The 15,561-nt window shown below is 65.8% G+C and carries 14 protein-coding genes; 9 read left to right on the top strand and 5 right to left on the bottom strand.

The features are described from left to right. Positions 1–963, top strand: a complete 963-nt coding sequence (locus IVB26_RS31645) for a TAXI family TRAP transporter solute-binding subunit (protein WP_247968941.1) — start codon at positions 1–3, stop codon at positions 961–963. A gap of 116 nt (positions 964–1,079) precedes the next feature. Here the strand turns inward: IVB26_RS31645 and IVB26_RS31640 are convergent, their stop codons facing one another. Both IVB26_RS31640 and IVB26_RS31635 read right to left on the bottom strand, forming a co-directional pair. Further along, positions 1,080–2,294 (bottom strand): ABC transporter substrate-binding protein, encoded by a 1,215-nt coding sequence (locus IVB26_RS31640; RefSeq protein ID WP_247968940.1) that lies wholly within the window; start codon positions 2,292–2,294, stop codon positions 1,080–1,082. A 102-nt stretch (positions 2,295–2,396) separates the two neighbouring features. Continuing rightward, positions 2,397–3,290 (bottom strand): helix-turn-helix transcriptional regulator, encoded by an 894-nt coding sequence (locus IVB26_RS31635; RefSeq protein ID WP_247968939.1) that lies wholly within the window; start codon positions 3,288–3,290, stop codon positions 2,397–2,399. A gap of 271 nt (positions 3,291–3,561) precedes the next feature. Between IVB26_RS31635 and IVB26_RS31630 the strand changes: the two genes are divergently transcribed. The 3 genes from IVB26_RS31630 to IVB26_RS31620 are packed head-to-tail and all read left to right on the top strand — an operon-like array spanning position 3,562 to position 7,519. After that, positions 3,562–4,395 carry an ABC transporter substrate-binding protein gene (locus IVB26_RS31630; protein ID WP_247968938.1) on the top strand — a complete coding sequence of 278 codons (834 nt, stop codon included), beginning with the start codon at positions 3,562–3,564 and terminating at the stop codon, positions 4,393–4,395. Between the two features lie 54 nt (positions 4,396–4,449). Beyond that, positions 4,450–5,556 carry a molybdopterin-binding protein gene (locus tag IVB26_RS31625; RefSeq protein ID WP_247968937.1) on the top strand — a complete coding sequence of 369 codons (1,107 nt, stop codon included), beginning with the start codon at positions 4,450–4,452 and terminating at the stop codon, positions 5,554–5,556. A 13-nt stretch (positions 5,557–5,569) separates the two neighbouring features. Further along, on the top strand, positions 5,570–7,519 hold the full coding sequence (locus IVB26_RS31620) for a molybdopterin biosynthesis protein (RefSeq protein WP_247968936.1): 1,950 nt from the start codon (positions 5,570–5,572) through the stop codon (positions 7,517–7,519). Positions 7,520–7,531: 12 nt separating this feature from the next. Here the strand turns inward: IVB26_RS31620 and IVB26_RS31615 are convergent, their stop codons facing one another. The 3 genes from IVB26_RS31615 to fdhD form a co-directional block, all read right to left on the bottom strand. Next, the gene (locus tag IVB26_RS31615) at positions 7,532–7,756 is read right to left on the bottom strand and encodes a hypothetical protein (RefSeq protein WP_247968935.1); all 225 of its coding nucleotides are present in this window, start codon (positions 7,754–7,756) and stop codon (positions 7,532–7,534) included. Positions 7,757–7,850: 94 nt separating this feature from the next. Beyond that, positions 7,851–8,492, bottom strand: coding sequence for a molybdenum cofactor guanylyltransferase MobA (mobA, locus tag IVB26_RS31610; RefSeq protein WP_247968934.1), 642 nt, complete (start codon positions 8,490–8,492; stop codon positions 7,851–7,853). Continuing rightward, complete coding sequence (fdhD, locus tag IVB26_RS31605; RefSeq protein WP_247973321.1) at positions 8,473–9,363, bottom strand: formate dehydrogenase accessory sulfurtransferase FdhD; 891 nt, start codon at positions 9,361–9,363, stop codon at positions 8,473–8,475. The genes mobA and fdhD overlap by 20 nt, the downstream gene beginning before the upstream one ends. A 207-nt stretch (positions 9,364–9,570) precedes the next feature. Between fdhD and mobB the strand changes: the two genes are divergently transcribed. The 5 genes from mobB to IVB26_RS31580 all read left to right on the top strand — a co-directional run bounded on the left by mobB (position 9,571) and on the right by IVB26_RS31580 (position 15,221). Continuing rightward, positions 9,571–10,098, top strand: a complete 528-nt coding sequence (mobB, locus tag IVB26_RS31600) for a molybdopterin-guanine dinucleotide biosynthesis protein B (RefSeq protein ID WP_246932157.1) — start codon at positions 9,571–9,573, stop codon at positions 10,096–10,098. Positions 10,099–10,107: 9 nt separating this feature from the next. Beyond that, positions 10,108–11,364, top strand: coding sequence for a molybdopterin molybdotransferase MoeA (locus IVB26_RS31595; RefSeq protein WP_247968933.1), 1,257 nt, complete (start codon positions 10,108–10,110; stop codon positions 11,362–11,364). Between the two features lie 45 nt (positions 11,365–11,409). After that, entirely contained in the window at positions 11,410–11,643 is a 234-nt protein-coding gene (locus tag IVB26_RS31590; protein WP_246923987.1) for a sulfurtransferase TusA family protein, read from the top strand. Between the two features lie 127 nt (positions 11,644–11,770). Further along, complete coding sequence (locus IVB26_RS31585; RefSeq protein WP_247968932.1) at positions 11,771–13,204, top strand: sigma-54-dependent transcriptional regulator; 1,434 nt, start codon at positions 11,771–11,773, stop codon at positions 13,202–13,204. Then, the gene (locus tag IVB26_RS31580; RefSeq protein ID WP_247968931.1) at positions 13,197–15,221 is read left to right on the top strand and encodes a cache domain-containing protein; all 2,025 of its coding nucleotides are present in this window, start codon (positions 13,197–13,199) and stop codon (positions 15,219–15,221) included. Before IVB26_RS31585 ends, IVB26_RS31580 begins: the two co-directional genes overlap by 8 nt. Positions 15,222–15,561 lie beyond the last annotated feature (340 nt).

Below are 15,561 nucleotides of genomic sequence, written 5' to 3'. Positions count from 1 at the left end.
ATGAGATTCGCATCCATCCTCATCGGCGCGGCGCTGCTCCTAGGCCCCGCGGCTGCGCAAACCGGAGGCACGGCCATTTCGACCATCACGATCAGTCTGGGCACCGCGACACCCGGCGGCGGCTTTCCGCTCTATGGCAACGCTTTTGCGGACGTGATGAACGCGGCCGATCCGCAAATCTCCATCGCACCCCGCAACACCAAGGGCAGCAACGAGAACATCCCGCTGCTGGAGAAGGGCGAGCTCGACCTCGCGCTGGTCGCGGGCGAGCCGGCTTATGAAGCCTTTGCCGGCATCGGCCGCGCACCTGTGCGGCTGAAGATCCTCACGGCGATCTATTCCAACCCCGGCATGTTCGTGGTGCGGGCGGACAGTCCCTACAAGACGATCCAGGATCTCGTCGGACAGCGCGTGGCATTCGGCGCCAAAGGCTCGGGCCTTCCGATCCTGGCGCGCTACGTGCTGGATGGACTCGGGTTGAAGCAGGACGAGGATTTCAAGGCCGTCTATCTCGACCGTGCCGGCGACGGCCCCGCGATGGTCGAAGACGGCCGCGTCGCCGCACTCTGGGGCGCCGGCATCGGCTGGCCCGGCTTCGCCGCGGTCGCATCGAGCACGTCAGGCGCGCGCTTCATCGCACCGAGCGCGGAGGAGATCGCGCGCATCCGCGCCAAGCATGCATTCCTGAAGCCGCTGCTGGTGCCGGCGGGCAGCTATCCGACGCAGACCGCGCCGATCGCCTCGCTCGGCTCCTGGAGCTTCGTGCTGACGCGCGAGGATTTGCCGGATGATGTCGCCTATCGCCTGGCGAAGACGCTGCACGGCGTTGAAGCAAATTTCTGCAAGAAGCTCGCCCAGGCCTGCGAGACCACGGCCGCGAACACGGTCGCGGCCGCGCCGAGGCCGGAGCTGATCCATCCCGGCGTGATGAAGTACTTTCGCGAAATCGGCGTGGTGAGGTGACGGTCGCCTGAGGCGACCGTCATTCCGGGGCGGTGCGTAGCACCGAACCCGGAATCTCGAGATTCCGGGTCTGGTCCTTCGGACCATCCCGGAATGACGATCGCCTTAAGCGATCGTCACTTCTTCACCAGCGGACACGCCTGGTCCGGCGGACCGAACGCCTTGTCGCCGGAGATCGTCGTGAGGATCTTGTAATAGTCCCACGGATATTTGCTCTCCTCCGGCGTCTTCACCTGCACCAGCCAGAGATCGTGCACCATCAGATTGTCTTCGCGCAATTTGCCGTTGCGGGCGAAGAAATCCTCGATCGGCTTCTCGCGCATTTTTGCGGCGACCTTGAGCGGATCGTCGGTGCCGCTTTCCTTGATGGCGTTGAGATAGTGCATCACGCTGGAATAGACGCCGGCCTGCCACATCGACGGCATCTTGTTCATCTTGGCGAAATAGCGCTTCGACCATTCGCGGGTCTTGTCATCCATGTCCCAATAGAACGAGGTCGTCAGGAGCAGGCCCTGCGCGGCCTGCAGGCCGAGGCCGTGGATGTCGGTGATCAGCGCCAGCAACGCCGCCATCTGCTGGCCGCCCTTGAACACGCCGAACTCCGAGCCCGTCTTGATCTCGTTCATGTTGTTGGGTGGACCGGCAGCGATGCCGATGATCTTGGCCTTGGACGCCTGCGCCTGCAGCACGAAGGAGGAGAGGTCCGGCGTTGCCAGCGGCGGCCGCACCGAGCCCAGCACCTTGCCGCCATTGGCCGTGACGACCGCGGAGGCGTCGCGCTCCAGCGAATGGCCGAAGGCATAGTCGTCGGTGATGAAGAACCAGCTGTCGCCGCCGCGCTTGACCACCGCATCCGCGGTGCCGACCGCGAGCGCGCGGGTGTCGAACACCCACTGGATCGCATAAGGCGAGCAGAACTTGCCGTGGAAATCGGCGGTGCCGGTCGAGTGGGTGATGAACAGCCGCTTCTTCTCGTTGGCGACGTTCTGCACCGCGAGCCCGACCGCCGAGACCGGCACGTCGACGATCAGATCGACCTGGTCGACGTCGTACCAGCGCCGCGCGATGGTGCCGCCGATGTCGGCCTTGAGCTGATGGTCGCCGATCACGATGCTGATCGGCTTGCCGAGCACGGTGCCGCCGAAATCGTCGATCGCCATCTGCGCCGCCGTCACCGAGCCCTGGCCGGTCGGCGCGGAGGCCGGGCCGTTCATGTCGGTGAGCACGCCGATCTTGACGACGTCGTCGGACACCTGCGCCATTGCGGCACCCGACATCAGCGCCGCCGTCAAGGCGGCCGCGACCGGTAGTCCAAATCTGGTTGGATTCACGCTGTCCTCCCTGGTCCGGCGCGTTGACCGGTGTTGCTTTTTGCCGGGTACGGCCCGGCTGAATTGGTTTCTTTTGCAACTATTTTGGGGCGGGCGTCAATGTCAGGCTGCGAAGCGGATCTGGCCTGCGGATGAGGGATCATAGCCGGTCAGCTCCTCGGCGCGCTGCCGCAGCCGCCGTTCGCCCAGGAAGCGGAGCAGGGCCTGCATAGCGGGGCGGAAATAGCTGCGCTGCCGCATCGCGAGGTCAAAGTTCTCCCAGACCAGCGGCACGAAATCCAGACCAGCCGAGCGCGCGGTGGCGCGGGTCGCAATGCCGCAATCGGCCTGGCCGGCGCGGACCAGTTCGGCAAGGTCCGGACCGGTCAGGCACGGCGCCTCGGCCCGGCGCAAATCCCGTGTCGAAGCGCCCGCGCGCTTCAGCAGCACGTCGAGCAGCATCTGCGCGCCCGTGCCCTGCTGCCGCATCGCCATTTTGGCGCCGCGCGCGAGCACGTCGGTCAGGCCGTGCAGGTGCTTGGGATTGCCTTGCGGCAGCACGAGACCCTGCTCGCGGCGTACGAACGCCACCAGCACCGCATCATGCAGGTCGGGAGCGGCGCGCAGCACTTCGACACTGGCATCGCCGGCGAGATCGTCGGAAGCATCCAGGCCGTGGAAGTGCACCGCCGCCGCCATCACCTCGTTGCGCTGCAGGCGCTCGAGCCCGCGCATGCTGCCCTCGCTCATCGATCCCAGCCCGGACCCGGACTCGCGCAGGCTCCAATCCAGCAGTTCGTCCTGGCTGCCGCCCACGACCGGCGGCGGCTCCGCGATCAGCATGCCGGCCGGACGCGCGAGGCCCGACAGCACCCAGAGATCGAGCTCGTGCCGTGGGAAGAGCCACTTCCCGGTCACCTTGGTGCAGGGGATCGCGCCGGTGGTGACGAGTTCGTAAAGCTTGCGTTCGCCGAGCCGAAGGTAATCGGCGGCTTCGCTGGTCGTCAGGAATTCCATCCTGCATTCCTATGCAAATTCTTGCTTCTTTTTGACGTCTAACGCAGGTGGAATTCTGCATTTCAATTTGTGTCCGCGGGAACCATGCCTGATGATCTCGCTGCTTTGCAACACATCCGCGCGCGCGATTTCTGCTTTGGTGAACGATCTCAAGCGTGCGCGCCTTGCCGAAATTTCCCGACTGCGGAGCACAAGGCAGCAGATGCGTCACGAGTGCGGCGCAATCGCTCGCCATCATCATGGCTACGTCTTGTTCAATGGGAACCCGATCATGGCCGTCCGCCGCCTGTCCGTTGCATTCGCGCTCTTCTGCGGCCTCGCCGCGGGCGTTGCGGCGTCATCCGCGGAGGACCGCGCGATCGTGCTGAGCTCGACCACATCGACGCAGGATTCCGGCCTGCTCGACTATCTGCTGCCGATCTTCCAGGACAAGACCGGCATCGAGGTGACCGTGATCGCGCGGCGTGCCGATGAGGTGCTCAACGGGCCGCGACGGGGCGAAGCCGACGTCGTGCTGATGCACGCGCGGCCGCAGGAGGAGAAATTCGTCGCCGACGGGTTTGGCGTAAAGCGCTTCAACGTGATGTACAACGACTATGTGCTGATCGGGCCGAAGAGCGATCCGGCAGCCGTGAAGGGCAAGGACATCGTGACGGCGCTGAAGGCGATCGAAGCCAAAGGCGCGCCGTTCGTGACGCGCGGCGATCGGTCGGGCACCCACGCCGCGGAGCTCGCGCTCTGGATCGTCGCCGGCATCGACATCGGCGCTGCGAAGGGCGCCTGGTATCGCGAGGTCGGGCAGGGCATGACCTCGGCCCTCGACGCCGCGCGCGCCGCGAATGCCTATGTGCTGTCGGAGCGCGGCAGCTGGATCTCGTTCAGGGATCGCGGAGATCTCGACATTGTGGTCGAAGGCGACCGGCGGCTGCTCAATCAGTACGGCGTGATGCTGGTGAACCCCGAGAAGTTTCCGAACGTGAAGAAGGATCTCGCGCAGACCTTCATCGACTGGCTGACCTCGCCGGAGGGGCAGACGGCGATCGCCGGCTACAAGGTCGACGGACAGCAGCTGTTCTTCCCGAATTCGGACCGGTCGGGCGGTTGAGACCCGCATCGCCGGCGGTTGCCAAAGCGGGCGATGCATGGTCCACCATGGCGCATGACCCAGCGCCTGCCGTCCTCGCTCACCCCGCTCGAGATCGCGCTCGCCGCGTTGCTGAACGGGCTCGAGCCGGTTGCACCGGTGGAGTTGCCACTGACCGACGCGGCCGGTTGCATTGCTGTGGGCACTCCGCTGCTTGCGGCCCATCCGCCGCACGACATTGCCGCCGCGGACGGTTTTGCGCTCTGCGCCAATGATCTCGTCGGCGCGTCCTCCTATTCGCCGCTGCCTTTGACGAAGGTGCCGCAATGGGTCGAAGCCGGCGAAGCGATGCCGGCGGGATGCGACTGTGTGCTCGATGCCGACGCGGTGGAGGTGGCGGGGCCGCTCGCGCAGGTGCTGGCGGAAGGCGTGCCGGGGCAGGACGTCAGGCGCGCCGGGAGCGACATGGCGGAACGCACGCCTGCCGGCGCCGAGGGTTGTCCGGTCGGTGCGGCTGATCTGCTGCTGGCGCGCGTTGCGGGTCTGGAGAAACTCGCCGTGCGCCGGCCCCGGCTGCGCATCGTCAATGTGCCGGGCGCAACGGCAACGATGCACATGATCGCCGGGATCGCGCATGCAGCGGGGCTGGGTGTCGAAACGCGCCAAAGCGGTGCACGCGATCAGGCGTCAATTGCCGAGGTGCTCGATGCGTCCTCTTGTGATCTCCTGCTGACCGTGGGCGGCAGCGGCGTTGGCCACGGGGATGCCTCTGTCATGGCGCTGGCCCAGCGTGGCGAGGTGCTCGCCCATGGCCTTGCGCTTCAGCCCGGACGCACCGCCGCGGTCGGTCGGCTCGGGCGGATTCCCGTGGTTGCCTTGCCCGGCTCGCCCGATCCTGCGCTTGCGGTCTGGCTCGCGCTCGTGCTGCCGCTCGTCGACCATTTGTCCGCGCGCCGGCCCCGCCGACAGATGATCCTGCCGCTTGCGCGCAAAATCGCATCCAGTGTCGGCATCGCTGAAATGGCTCTGCTGTCTCTGGAACATCACGCGTGGATGCCGCTTGCCGTGGGCGAATGGCCGCTCCACGCGATTGCCCGTGCCGATGCATGGCTGCTCATCCCCGCCAGCCACGAGGGATTCGCGGCGGGCACGTCGGTCGATGCCTATCTGATGCGGGCATGATATGGGTTCCGGCATGACGATGATTCCGCGATCGCAAGAGCGCAGCGCGCTCGAACAGGAGCAGTTCCTCAAGATCCTGTCGCGGGAGGAAGCGCTGGCACGCTTCGAGGCGGCACTGTTCCCGCGCCCGATTCCGAGCGAGGTGCGCAAGCTCGCCGATGCACTCGGTGCGGCACTCGCCGAAGACGTCACGGCGCCGATCGATGTTCCCCCGTTTGACCGCTCCAATGTCGACGGCTTTGCCGTGCGTTCGGCGGATGTCGTCGCGGCGGGCGAAGGCAAGCCTGTTCGCCTCGGGCTGAACGGCGAAACCATCCACTGCGGCACCGCGCCGGCACTGCAAGTGGCGGCTGGAACCGCAACGGCGATCGCCACCGGCGGTCCGCTGCCGCGCGGCGCCGATGCCGTCGTCATGGTCGAGCACACCCAACCGGCAGGATCTGATGCGATCGAGATTCGTCGCGCCACGTCTCCGGGGCAGTTCGTCTCCTACGCCGGGTCCGACATCGCGCGAGGCGAAGCGCTGCTGCGCGCCGGCACGCTCATCGGCTCGCGCGAGATCGGCATGCTGGCCGCTTGCGGCATCGCCGAGGTGACTGTGGCGCGCAAGCCGCGTGTGGCCGTCATCTCCACCGGCGACGAATTGGTGCAGCCGGGCCAGCCGCTCGCGCCTGCCGGCATCTACGACACCAATGGTGCGATCGTCACGGCTGCGATCGACGAGAATGGCGGTGAGGCGGTTTTCCACGGCGCCGTTCCCGACGATGAAGCCAAGCTTGAAGCCGCCATGCGCCGCGCGCTGGCGAACGCCGACATGCTGGTGCTGTCTGGCGGTACGTCGAAGGGCGCGGGCGATTTGTCTCACCGCATCATCGGCCGGCTCGGCCAGCCCGGCATCATCGCGCATGGCGTTGCGCTCAAGCCCGGCAAGCCACTGTGCCTTGCGGTGTGCGGCGGCAAGCCGGTGGTGATCCTGCCGGGATTTCCGACCTCGGCGATGTTCACCTTCCACGACATGATCGTGCCGATGCTGCGCAAGATGGCCGGACTGCCGCCGCGCTCCGATGCCAAGGTCAGCGCAACCGTTCCAGTCCGCATCGCTTCCGAGCTCGGCCGCACCGAATTCGTCATGGTCTCGCTGGTCGAGGGCAAGGATCGCCTGATCGCCTATCCCTCCGGCAAGGGCTCCGGCGCAATCACGTCCTTCGCGCAGGCCGACGGCTTTCTGCGCATCGACGCGCTCGCCGACCAGATGCCGGCCGGGACTGAAGCCGAGGTGACGCTGTTCACGCCGCATGTGCGCGTGCCCGATCTCGTCATCGTCGGCAGCCATTGCACCGGCCTCGATCTCGTCACTGCAAAACTCGCGCATGCCGGCCTGACCGTGCGCTCGATCGCGGTCGGCAGCCTCGGCGGACTCGCGGCCGCAAAACGTGGCGAATGCGACCTCGCGCCGATCCATCTGTTCGACGATCAAAGCGAGACCTACAACGCGCCCTATCTTGTCGAGGGGCTCGAACTCGTTCCGGGTTGGCGCCGAATGCAGGGCATTGTCTACCGCAAGGGCGACCGGCGTTTCGAAGGTTTTGGTGCGAAGGACGCCGTTGCCGCGGCGCTCGTTGACCCCGCCTGCATCATGGTCAACCGCAACCAGGGCGCCGGCACGCGCATCTTGATCGATCGGCTGCTCGGCGGCGCGCGCCCGGAAGGCTATTGGAATCAGCCGCGCTCGCATAACGCGGTTGCCGCCGCCGTCGTGCAGCACCGCGCCGACTGGGGCATGACCATTGCGCCGGTCGCCCATGCGGTCGGCCTCGGCTTCATTCCGCTCGCGGAAGAGCATTATGACTTCGCGCTGGTGACCGCGCGCAAGGACCGGCCGGCGGTGCGGGCGTTCCTTGATGCACTCGGCTCGGACGATGCACGCGCCGCGCTGGAGCGGGCTGGATTTCGGCCCGCGTAGATACCAGCCGGGTTATCGATGCGATGCCTGGTCAGCGCCGCTGGCGGCCTGAATGGCGCGCTCCCGCTCCTCGGCTTCGGCCAACGCACGCTGCGCCGCAGGCGGCAGAGGCTTCGGGTCCGGCGGGACCTCGACGGTGTCAGGCTTGCTCAGCTGCTTCGTGCGATCGATTACGTCCGAAACATCGAACGCGAGATCGACAACATCGAAAATGACTTCCAAGAGCGAGTCTGCCATGGCTCATCCGGGGCAACGTCCCAATCATTGGTCGTTCGCTTCCCAGGTCCGGTTCACGGCCGGTCGCTTACGGTCAAGAGCTCCGGGCAACGGCTCAGGATGCGTCGTCCAGCGCCGCCAGCCGCTCGGCTTCGGCGATGTCCTCGACCGTATTGGCATTGAAGAACGGATCGAGCGGCTCGGCTGGCCACGTCACCGTCGCGAGCGGATAGCGCGCGGTCCAGCGGTCGATCTTGCGGAGATCTTCGACGACCAGCGCGTGACGCAGCTCGTCGCGCAGGGCGACGCGCCACAGACCGATCACCGGATGTGACTGGTCGCCTGATGCGGCGACCGCGAGCTGCGCGCTCTCGTGCTCGCGTGCGTCATGCAGGCGGGCCACCAGATCGCGCGGCAGGAACGGGCAATCGCCGGCGGCGCTGAGCACCCATTCGATCTCCGGCCGGTTGGCCGCGGTCCAGTCCAGCGCCGCTAGGATGCCGGCGAGCGGGCCGGGAAAGCCGGGCACGTCGTCGGCGACGACCTGCAGGCCGAAGGCGGCGAAACGTGCGGGATCGCCGTTCGCATTGAGAATCAGCCCGCTGCACTGAGGCGAAAGGCGCGCGATCACGCGCTCCAGAATGGTGCGGCCGCCGATGGTGCGCATCGGCTTGTCGCCGCCGCCCATGCGCCGCGCGAGGCCGCCCGCGAGCAGCACGCCTTGCGTGGCCGGAAAACTAGTCGTCACCACCTTCACCTTTGCGCTTGTGCTTGGCCGATTCGTCCTCGACGTAGGCGAGGTTCTGGTCGTAGACGATGCGCTCCTCGCCCGCGAGGACGATGAAGCGCTTGCCGCGGGTGCGTCCGACCAGCGTCAGTCCGACCTGGCGGGCGAGATCGACACCCCAGGCGGTGAAGCCGGAGCGCGACACCAGGATCGGGATCCCCATGCGGACGGTCTTGATCACCATCTCCGAGGTGAGACGCCCCGTGGTGTAGAGGATCTTGTCGGAGGCATCGACGCCGTGGCGGTACATCCAGCCCGCGATCTTGTCGACCGCGTTGTGCCGGCCGACATCCTCGGTGTAGCAGAGCGGAGTGCCCTCCTTGCACAGCACGCAGCCGTGGATCGCGCCGGCCTCGAGATAGAGCGAGGGCATGGTGTTGATGGTCTGCGTCATCTGGTAGAGCCAGGAGGTGCGCAGCTCCGCCTTCGGCAGTGCGACGCTCTCGACCGCCTCCAGCAGGTCGCCGAAGGCGGTGCCCTGCGCGCAGCCCGAGGTCTGCGTGCGCTTCTTCAGCTTGGCTTCGAAATTGGTGTGGTGTGTGGTGCGCACCACGACCACCTGGAGGTCGTCGTCGTATTCGACCTCGGTGACCGCGTCATTATATTTCAGCATGTTCTGGTTCAGCAAATAGCCGAGCGCCAGATATTCCGGATAGTCGCCGATCGTCATCATGGTGACGATCTCCTGGGCATTCAGGTAGAGCGTCAGCGGCCGCTCCATCGGCACCTTGATCTCGACCCTGGCGCCGGTCTGGTCGGTCCCGGTCACGCTCTGGGTCAGGCGAGGATCGTCTGGATTGGGGACGATCAGGGGCACGGGAGCTTTGTCGATCTTCATCATGGTCACGAGGTTAGCATGACATTCGGCTCAAGCCGATATAAGCATGGCAGCGAATGGGCAAAATGCCTCCGCTCGTCATTGCGAGCGCAGCGAAGCAATCCGGAAAATGCATCCGCGGAGACACTCTGGATTGCTTCGCTGCGCTCGCAATGACGGGGAGGGAGCGGTGGTTCCACCGGCTGGGGAGCCGTAGGAGATCGAACGGTTATGAAAGTTATCGGCCTTGCGGGCTGGAGCGGTGCGGGCAAGACCACGCTGTTGACGCGGCTGATCCCGCATTTCAATGCGCAGGGCCTGCGCGTCTCGGTCATCAAGCATGCGCATCACCAGTTCGACGTCGACGTGCCCGGCAAGGATTCCTGGCGGCATCGCGAGGCCGGCGCGGCCGAAGTGCTGGTTGCTTCGTCAAGCCGCTGGGCCCTGATGCACGAACTGCGCGGCGCCGCGGAGCCGCGGTTGCCGGAACTATTGAGCAAGCTGTCCGCCGTCGATCTCGTCGTGGTCGAGGGTTTCAAGCGCGAGCCGCACCGCAAGATCGAGGTGCATCGCGCGGCCAACGGCAAGCCGTTGCTATACCCCGACGATCCCGGCATTGCCGGGATCGCGACTGACACCGCCATTGACACTGGGCTGCCGACTGTCCATCTCGACGATATCGCGGCGGCTGCGGCATTGCTGCTGCGCGCCGCGATGCCGGTCGAGGAAGCCGTGGCGAAGAGCGCCGCGATACGCTGACGAGGCACCATGGCGCAACTGTCGGACGATTGCTTTGCCTTCGGCGGCCCGATGATGTCGGTGGACGAGGCCGTTGGTCTCATCACGACGCGCGTCAACGCGATCGCCGATCTGGAAACGGTGACGCTCCTCGACGCAGACGGGCGCGTGCTGGCGCGCGACGTCGCGGCGCCGCTGCCGCTGCCGCCCTTCACAAACTCGGCCGTCGACGGCTACGCCGTGCGCAACGCCGATCTTCCCGATGGCGCGGAGCAGGCGTTCCCGCTTGACGGCCGCATCCAGGCCGGCGGGCTTGCACAGGCACCGATCAAGCCCGGCCACACCGCGCGCATTTTCACGGGCGCGCCGATGCCGCCGGGCGCGGAGACCGTCTTCATGCAGGAAGATGTCCGCATCGACGATTCCGGCAGGATCGTGCTGCCGCCGGGGCTGAAGCCTGGAGCCAATGTCCGGCCTGCGGGCGAAGACATCCCCGAGGGCCAGATCGCGCTGCGCGCGGGCCAGCGCTTGCGACCACAGCACGTCGCGCTCGCCGCGGCGTTCGGGCGTGTCAGGCTCGACGTGGTCAGGCGCATTCGCGTTGCGGTGTTCTCGACCGGTGACGAGCTTGCTTCTCCTGGCGAGCCACGCGCCGCCTCGCAGCTGTTCGATTCCAACCGCTTCATGTTGATGGCGATGCTGCGCCGCCTGGACTGCGAGGTCAGCGACCTCGGCATTCTGCGCGACGAGCGTGCTTCGCTCGCGAATGGCTTGAAGCAGGTTGCAGGCCGCCACGATCTGATCCTCACCACGGGCGGCGTCTCGACCGGCGAGGAGGACCACGTCAAGGCGGCGGTCGAAAGCATCGGCTCGCTGGTGCTGTGGCGGATGGCGATCAAGCCCGGCCGGCCCGTGGCGATGGGCATCATCGACGGCACGCCGCTGATCGGATTGCCCGGCAATCCCGTCGCGAGTTTCGTCACGTTTGTCCATGTGGTGCGGCCGACGGTGCTGGCGCTGGCGGGTGGCTTGCCGGAGCCGCTGACGCCCATCCCGGTGCGCGCCGCGTTTACTTACAAGAAGAAGGCGGGCCGGCGTGAATATGTGCGCGCCTCCTTGCGACGCGCGCAGGACGGCGGGCTCGAGGCCATCAAGTTTCCGCGCGAGGGAGCGGGGCTGTTGTCCTCGCTGGTCGAGACCGACGGCCTGGTTGAACTCGGTGAGAGCATCACGGGCGTCGAGCCGGGGCACGGCGTAGGTTTTTTGTCCTATGCCGATCTGCTCTAGAGGCCGTGCGTTGACGCCATCGCTTCGTCTCGCCATGTTGCGCGCATGACCAGAACCACGCTCGATCTCACCGGGTTGAAATGCCCGCTCCCCGCCTTGAAGACGCGCAAGGCCTTAAAGCCTTTGCAACCGGGCGATCAGCTCGAAGTTCACTGCACCGACCCCTTGTCGGTGATTGATATCCCCAATCTGATCCGCGAGACCGGCGACAAGGTCGAGATCACCGAGCGCAACCAGACGCGGATCGTATTCCTGGTCGAAAAGAGCGACGCCCCGTAGAAAGGCGAATGTTCAGGGCGGCGACGCTTGACTATGCTGCGCCCGCGGGGGACACGGCCGGATCTTCGCTGCAATGCGAAAGGCACCGGTTGTTGCGGTGGATGATCTCAAACCTAAGACATCGGGCATGAATTTCTCAACATCGAGGCCAAGCGCTGCCCCAGCTCCGGCGGTGGGCCGCGAGCCTGCCGTCAAGCTCGGCAAAACGGCTGCAGGACCGGAGTTCAGCGCGCTGGCGCAGGCCTCCATCCTGATCGTCGACGACGAGCCGGGCATGCGCAATTTCCTGGTGCGCACGCTCGCGCCGCGCTGCAAGCTGGTGGACGAGGCGGCCGATACCGACCAGGCTTCGCGCAAGCTCGATTCCAACCGCTACGACGTCGTCATTCTCGATAACATCATGCCGGGCAAGAATGGCGTCGATTGGCTCGCCGAGCAGCGCGCCGTCGGTTTTTTCGCCGACGCCATCCTGATCACCGCCTATGCCGACCTCGACACCGCGATCCAGGCCCTGCGCGCCGGTGCAGCCGATTTCGTGCTCAAGCCGTTCCGCTCCAACCAGATCCTCAACGCCGTAGCACGATGCCTCGACCGTGTCCGCCTCCAGCGCGAGAATTTTGTCCTGCGCTATGCTTTGCGCGCTTCGTCCGACCGCACCTTCCTGCGCGACAATCTGATCGGACAGTCGGCAGCAACGCTGCGCGTGCGTGAGACCATCGCACGCGTCGCGCGCCTGCCGACCTCGGTTCTCCTCACCGGCGAATCCGGCACCGGCAAGGAAGTGGCGGCGCGCTCGATCCACTCGCTGTCCGACCGCGCCGACAAGCCATTCGTGCCGGTGAACTGCGCGGCGATCCCGCCCGAGATGATCGAGGCCGAGCTGTTCGGACACATCAAGGGCGCCTTCACCGGCGCCGATTCGGGACGCGAAGGCCTGTTCTTGTATGCGCATGGCGGCACGCTGTTCCTCGACGAGATCGGGGAGCTGCCGCTGCCGATGCAGAGCAAGCTGCTCCGCGTGCTCGAAGACCGCCGCGTCCGCCCGGTTGGCTCCGAGCGCGAAGTTCCGGTCGACTTGCGCTTCATCTTCGCAACCAATGCCGAGCTTCAGAAGGAGGTCGAGAGGGGCCGCTTCCGAGCTGATCTGTTCTACCGGCTCAACGTGATGCAGATCCGGCTGCCGCTCCTGAAGGATCGCGGCGACGACGTGCAGGAGCTTGCCGCCATCTTCATGAGCAAGCTGTCGGTTCAGCTCGGCATGCCGCCGGTGCCGATCGACGCCTCGGTGCGGGCGGCGCTCGCAAGCTATGATTGGCCGGGCAATGTACGCGAGCTGCGCAATTTGATCGAGCGCACGCTGATCCTCGGCGCCTTCCCCGACGATTTCGCAGGTCCCCGCAACGATGGCCAGTCGGCGCCTGCGGACAGTCTCGCGGAGCTCGAGCGCCGTCACATTCTCGGCGTGCTGAAGGAGGTCAATGGCAATCGCGAGGAGGCGGCTCGGCGCCTCGGTATCTCGCGCAAGACCATCGACCGCAAATGCGCGTTGTGGGATGTCTGATGCTGCCGGCCGCAGCGGCGAGCTCGTGCGGGGACGCTCCGTGCGCTTCCGGCTGCTTGCGATCGCGCTGCTGCCGATGCTGGTCATCCTGCCGCTGCTGCTCGGAGTTGCGATCTATCGCTGGAACGCGAAATTCGACGCGACCCTGATCTCCAAGGTGAACGGCGATCTCACCATCGCCCACCAATATCTCGCCCGCATCCTGGAAAAGACCGGCGTCCAGCTCCGGGCGCTCGGCCTGTCGGCCCGCTTCCATGAGGTGCTGGCGCAGGATGCGCGCGGCTCCCTGCGTGATCTGCTCGACGAGACCCGCAAGGAAATCGGTCTCGATTTCCTGTATCTGGCCAACGATCGCGGCGAGGTCCTGGCCTCGTCGCCGCCGCTGCAGCATCAACCGAGAGGTGACTGGCCGATCATCGTGTCAGCGCTATCGGGCCAGGTCCCTGCGACGGGCGTCGACATTTTCGGCAACGACGATCTCGCCGCAATTTCGCCGGCCCTGGCCGAGCGCGCGCGATTGGATCTCGTGCCGACCCCGAACGCGGTGCCGACCGACCGCAGCGCGGAGACGCGCGGCATGGTCGTGCATGCGGCGAGCCGGGCGATGCTACCCGACGGCGGCGCCGCTGCGCTGGTCGGCGGCACACTGCTCAACCAGAACCTCGAATTCATCGACACGATCAACGATCTCGTCTATCGCGCCGCGAGCCTGCCGGAGGGCAGCCAGGGCACCGCGACGCTGTTCCTGGATGACGTGCGGATATCGACCAATGTCCGTCTGTTCGAGGGACGGCGCGCGCTCGGCACGCGCGTGTCGGCGGCGGTGCGCTCGGCCGTGCTGGGCGAGGGGCGCACCTGGCTCGATAGCGCCTTCGTGGTCAATGACTGGTACATCTCCGCCTACGAGCCGCTGGTCGACAGTTACGGCAAGCGGGTCGGCATGCTCTATGTCGGCTTTCTGGAGAAGCCGTTCAGCGAAGCCAAATACCAGACCTTGGGGATCATCATCGCAGCGTTCATTGCGATCACCGCCGCAACCGTGCCGATCTTCCTGCGCTGGGCGACCTCCATCTTCATGCCGCTGGAGCGCGTCACGGCGACGATCACCGAGGTGGAGCGTGGCAACCTCTCCGCCCGCACCAAGATGCCGGTGCTGGGTGACGAGATCGGCCGCGTCGCCGTTCATCTCGACAGCCTGCTCGACCAGATCCAGGAACGCGACCGACAGCTCCGGGAATGGAATGAGGAGCTGAACGTCCGCGTGCGGGAGCGCACGCGGGACCTCGAGCACGCCAATCTCAAGCTCGAGGCAACCACCAAGCAGCTCATCATGTCCGAGAAGCTGGCTGCGATCGGCGAGATCACCGCCGGCGTTGCGCACGAGATCAACAATCCGATCGCGGTGATGCAGGGCAATCTCGACGTCATCCGCAGCGTGTTCGGGGCCGATGCCGACAAGGCGAAGATCGAGTTTCGCCTGCTCGACGAGCAGATTCACCGCATCAGCCAGATCGTGACCAAGCTGTTGCAGTTTGCAAGGCCGGAGGAATATGCCGGCTATGTCGAGCGTCATGCGCCGACGAGCGTGATCTCCGACTGTCTGCCGCTGGTGCAGCATCTCCTGAACAAGACCGAGATCGCCGTGGCCAGGGACGATCGCGCCAACCGGCTCGTGCTGATGAATCGCAACGAGCTGCAGCAGGTCCTCGTCAATCTCATCGTCAACGCCATCCACGCCATGCCGGACGGCGGAACCCTGACGCTTCGCTCCTTCGATGTCGAGCGCGACGGCCGTCAAGGGGTCGCCATTGAGGTCACGGATACCGGCATCGGCATGAGCGCCGAGGTGATCGAAAAGATATTCGACCCCTTCTACACCACGAAACGGCGGCAAGGCACCGGGCTGGGCCTCTCCATCAGCCAGACGCTGATCAAGCGCCAGGGCGGACAGATCACCGCCGAAAGCCGCGTCGGTTCCGGGAGCACCTTCACGGTGTGGCTGCCGGAAGCGAGCTGATGGGACATTTTGTCCGAGGGTTTCAGGACATTCTGTCCGGCGCCGCACATTGCACTGCGGGAAGCCATTGAATCGTCACGATGTGACTTCTGGCACGCGCGTTGCTCTTACCAAGACAGGGTGTTGAGGGGGATGAGGGGCGCGATAGCCGTCACTGCAACGCTGCTTGCAAGGTGAAGGGACATCACCCGCGATCAGCTGCTAGCTCGGCGCATATGACGCGATGCGCACCACACGATTCCGCTTCGGCATGAAGTCCGACCGGTCATGCGCGGCTGTCAAGCACGCACGACTGGTCTCAAACCGATGTGCCGGCAAGGCCGCGCTTGGGAGGTAATGC

Source organism: Bradyrhizobium sp. 195, assembly GCF_023101665.1.
Classification (GTDB): domain Bacteria; phylum Pseudomonadota; class Alphaproteobacteria; order Rhizobiales; family Xanthobacteraceae; genus Bradyrhizobium.
Note: the sequence above shows the minus strand (reverse complement) of the source record. Positions and strands in the feature narration are given on the sequence as shown.

Coding starts and splice junctions, on each gene's coding strand:
- IVB26_RS31630 (WP_247968938.1), top strand. CDS start 3,562: ATGGCCGTCCGCCGCCTGTCCGTTGCATTCGCGCTCTTCTGCGGCCTC.
- IVB26_RS31595 (WP_247968933.1), top strand. CDS start 10,108: ATGGCGCAACTGTCGGACGATTGCTTTGCCTTCGGCGGCCCGATGATG.
- fdhD (WP_247973321.1), bottom strand. CDS start 9,363: ATGATGAAGATCGACAAAGCTCCCGTGCCCCTGATCGTCCCCAATCCA.
- IVB26_RS31635 (WP_247968939.1), bottom strand. CDS start 3,290: ATGGAATTCCTGACGACCAGCGAAGCCGCCGATTACCTTCGGCTCGGC.
- IVB26_RS31590 (WP_246923987.1), top strand. CDS start 11,410: ATGACCAGAACCACGCTCGATCTCACCGGGTTGAAATGCCCGCTCCCC.
- IVB26_RS31625 (WP_247968937.1), top strand. CDS start 4,450: ATGACCCAGCGCCTGCCGTCCTCGCTCACCCCGCTCGAGATCGCGCTC.
- mobB (WP_246932157.1), top strand. CDS start 9,571: ATGAAAGTTATCGGCCTTGCGGGCTGGAGCGGTGCGGGCAAGACCACG.
- IVB26_RS31580 (WP_247968931.1), top strand. CDS start 13,197: ATGTCTGATGCTGCCGGCCGCAGCGGCGAGCTCGTGCGGGGACGCTCC.
- IVB26_RS31620 (WP_247968936.1), top strand. CDS start 5,570: ATGACGATGATTCCGCGATCGCAAGAGCGCAGCGCGCTCGAACAGGAG.
- IVB26_RS31585 (WP_247968932.1), top strand. CDS start 11,771: ATGAATTTCTCAACATCGAGGCCAAGCGCTGCCCCAGCTCCGGCGGTG.
- IVB26_RS31645 (WP_247968941.1), top strand. CDS start 1: ATGAGATTCGCATCCATCCTCATCGGCGCGGCGCTGCTCCTAGGCCCC.
- IVB26_RS31615 (WP_247968935.1), bottom strand. CDS start 7,756: ATGGCAGACTCGCTCTTGGAAGTCATTTTCGATGTTGTCGATCTCGCG.